This is a genomic window from Devosia sp. (genome assembly GCF_017307565.1).
Taxonomy (GTDB): Bacteria; Pseudomonadota; Alphaproteobacteria; order Rhizobiales; family Devosiaceae; genus Devosia.
In genome coordinates this window covers 1-1,250 of the sequence record NZ_JAFKHD010000016.1, presented here as the reverse complement: position 1 = coordinate 1,250, position 1,250 = coordinate 1, and the positions used below count along the sequence as shown (strand labels likewise).

At 61.0% G+C, this 1,250-nt stretch carries 1 protein-coding gene; it reads right to left on the bottom strand.

Annotated elements, in window-relative coordinates; translation table 11 throughout:
• Nucleotides 1-184 precede the first annotated feature (184 nt).
• Nucleotides 185-1,180: an AraD1 family protein gene (gene araD1 / locus J0I64_RS00205; RefSeq protein WP_291405282.1), complete on the bottom strand. Its 996-nt coding sequence runs from the start codon at nucleotides 1,178-1,180 to the stop codon at nucleotides 185-187.
• Nucleotides 1,181-1,250: the final 70 nt, after the last annotated feature.

Here is a 1,250-nt window from a genome sequence, read left to right as displayed (position 1 = left end):
CGGCACGCCGGTAAAAATCCCGGCCAGAGACGCACATCCCAATCCCAGCGTCGTGACCTCGAGTTCAGTCTGGGCAATACGGCGCTTTTCGAAAGTACGGGTGGTCATGCGCGGGCTCCTCAGAAACGCGACAAACTAACTGACATGTTAGTTGTCGGGAGTAAAGGCACCCGCGCGCTCGACCTTAGTAGAGACCGTTGATGATCACTGGCTTTTCAGCCTCGGTCCGCACCGGATTGCGCAGCGGCAGGCCGAACTGACTCTCCTGGATTTCGAAGATATCGTTCTCCTTGGTCGAAATCCCGTCGGCAAAGCTAAGGGTCGCCGTGCCGAACATATGCACATGCACATCGCTCGGCTGCCGGAACAGGCCATACTTGAAGTGGTGATATTCGAGATTGGCGATGGTGTGGCTCATATTATCCTCACCCGAGAGGAACGGCTTTTCCCACAAAACCTGACCGTCGCGGAAAATGCGCGACACACCTTCAATATGATCGGGCAGGTCGCCGACGCGCAGTTCCGGCCCAAACGAGCAGGCGCGCAGCTTGGAATGGGCGAGGTAAAGGTAGTTGATCCGCTCGGTCACGTGATCGGAAAACTCGTTGGCGAGCGCAAAGCCGAGGCGGCGCGGCTGCCCATTGGCGTCGATGAGGTAAATGCCAGCGATTTCGGGCTCTTCGCCCGCATCGAGCGCGAAAGCCGGGGAGGGGATCGGATGGCCTGGATTGGCCACGATATGGCCATTTCCCTTGTAGAACCACTCGGGCTGCACGCCCTTTTCTCCGCCCGTGGGCTTGCCGTTCTCGAGCCCCATGCGGAACATTTTCATGCTGTCGGTCAGTTCGCCCGCCGGCTTTTCGCCATTGGCCTTATGCATGGCGTCGCGCGTTGCGGCCGAACCGAGATGGGTCAGACCGGTCCCCGTCACATGCAGGTGCGTTGGATCGGGATGGTCGATCGGCGAGAGCAGACGGCCTTCGGCGAGGAGCGCAGCTTTGTCGACGGGGGCGCCGAGACCGCGCGCGGCGATGATGTCAGAGAGGCCGCCGATTCCGGCGAGAGCTGCCTGTGCAAGCTCATAGACGCTGGCTGCGCCCTGCACCTGGCGGGTTTCCCCGTTCTGCGTCACGGCCACGGCGCGCGCGCCATTGTCGTCGAAATACTGAATGAGGTGCATGACTTTCCTTGCCTCCTGGGGCCTTCTCAGCGGCTTGGCGGCATAAAACGCAACCGGCCACGGCCTGCAC

What these genes read in the sequence shown, in the direction of transcription:
- araD1 (WP_291405282.1), bottom strand. Translation starts at nt 1,180, where the DNA reads ATGCACCTCATTCAGTATTTCGACGACAATGGCGCGCGCGCCGTGGCC.